The sequence below is a fragment of the Arthrobacter sp. AZCC_0090 genome (genome assembly GCF_014207375.1).
Taxonomy (GTDB): domain Bacteria; phylum Actinomycetota; class Actinomycetes; order Actinomycetales; family Micrococcaceae; genus Arthrobacter.
Genome location: NZ_JACHEE010000030.1, coordinates 1 through 1,890, shown reverse-complemented (window position 1 = coordinate 1,890; position 1,890 = coordinate 1). Strand labels below are relative to the sequence as shown.

Below are 1,890 nucleotides of genomic sequence, written 5' to 3'. Positions count from 1 at the left end.
CGGGCGGCAGCATCAGGCTCGCTCCGGGAATCGCGTTGAGCAGTGCCTTGGTGTAGTCCTGCTGCGGGGCGTCGAAGACGTTGTCGGTGCTGCCCGTTTCCACGAGCTTGCCCTTCTGCATCACGCAGACATGGTCCGCGATCTGCCGCACGACGGCGAGGTCGTGCGTGATGAACAGGTACGTCAGGCCAAGATTGGACTGCAGCTCGGCCAACAGGTTCAAAACCTGGGCCTGCACCAAAACGTCCAGGGCGGACACCGCTTCGTCGCAGATGATCACTTCAGGATCGAGCGCCAGGGCCCGGGCGATCGCGACGCGCTGCCGCTGGCCGCCGGAGAGCTCGTTCGGGTACCGCTGCATGGTGGACTGCGGCAGCGCCACCTGGTCCAGGAGCTCCCGGACCTTCTTCTCCCGGCTGACCTTGTCACCGATCCTGTGGGTCCGGAGCGGTTCCTCGATGGTCCTGAAAATGTTGTACATCGGGTCAAGGGAACCGTACGGGTCCTGGAAGATCGGCTGGACGCGGCGCCGGAACTTAAAGATCTCACGGCTGTTCAGCGTGGAGGTGTCCACCCCGTCGAACACGATCCGGCCCGATGTCGGCGGAAGGAGGTTGAGGACCATCTGTGCCACAGTGGACTTGCCGGAGCCCGACTCCCCTACGATCGCCGTCGTCGTCCCGCGCTTGACGTTGAACGAGACGTTGTCCACCGCGGTGAAGTCGGTGGACCTGCCCACTCCTGAGCGCAGCTTGAAGACCTTGCTGAGGCTCTCGACCTTCAGGACATCCTCCGGGAGTGCCTTTTCCACCACGGCTTCAGTGGGTGCCAGGAGTTCTTCCGTTTGGATGCCTTCAGCCTTCGCCGCCTGGATCCTACGGGAGGCCAGCGACGGTGCCGACGCCACCAGCCGCTGGGTGTAGGGGTGCTGCGGGTTGCGGAGCAGTTCCAGCGAAGGACCGGCTTCCACCACGTTGCCGCGGTACATGACCACCACTTTGTCCGCGCGTTCAGCCGCGAGGCCAAGATCGTGGGTGATGAGCAGGACTGCGGTACCGAGTTCCGACGTCATGGTCTCGAGGTGGTCGAGGATCTGCCGCTGAACCGTGACGTCGAGGGCCGACGTCGGCTCATCGGCGATAAGCAGCCGCGGTTGGCAGGACAGGCCGATGGCAATCAGGGCTCGCTGCCGCATGCCGCCGGAGAATTCGTGCGGGTACTGCTTGGCGCGGCGCGCCGAGTCCGGCAAGCCGGCCTCAGCAAGTACCTGGGCAACATCCGCCGGAGAGTTCGGCTTGCCGTTGGCTCGCAAGGTCTCGCGGACCTGGTAGCCGATCTTCCACACCGGGTTGAGGTTGGACATCGGATCCTGCGGGACCATGCCGATCGTGTTGCCGCGCAGCTCGATCATGCGCCGTTCCGGCGCGTGGGAGATGTCTTCTCCGTCGAGCAGGATCTGCCCGCCGGAAACCCGGCCGTTCTCCGGTAGGAGACCGATGGCGGCGAGCGCCGTCGTCGACTTCCCTGAGCCGGACTCGCCCACGATGGCGACCGTCTCGCCGGGCATGATGGTCAGGTGAGCGTTCTTGACGGCCTGGAATTCGCCGCCCGCCGTCTGGAAGGAGATGGCGAGGTCCCTGATTTCAAGGAGCGGGCGCTCCTCGGTTCCGGCCTCGTTGATGGTGACGTTGGACGTCGTCATGATTGCCTCCTTCATCGCTTGCGGCTCTTGGGGTCAAGGGCGTCACGCAGCGCGTCGCCAAGCATGATGAAGCTCAGGACCGTGATGGACAGCGCGGTTGCCGGGTAAAGCAGCACTTCGGGGTTGGTGCGCAGCGTATCCTTGGCCGCCGAAATGTCGTTGCCCCACGACATGATGCTGCCGGGCAG

General features: G+C 64.6%; 1 protein-coding gene and 1 pseudogene. Both read right to left on the bottom strand.

The window, feature by feature from the left end; genetic code table 11:
• On the bottom strand, positions 1-1,702 hold a 1,702-nt coding region (locus HNP00_RS22830; protein WP_184742003.1), incomplete at its 3' end, for an ABC transporter ATP-binding protein.
• 11 nt (positions 1,703-1,713) lie between these two features.
• Positions 1,714-1,890, bottom strand: a pseudogene (locus HNP00_RS23600) (ABC transporter permease); the annotation flags it as partial.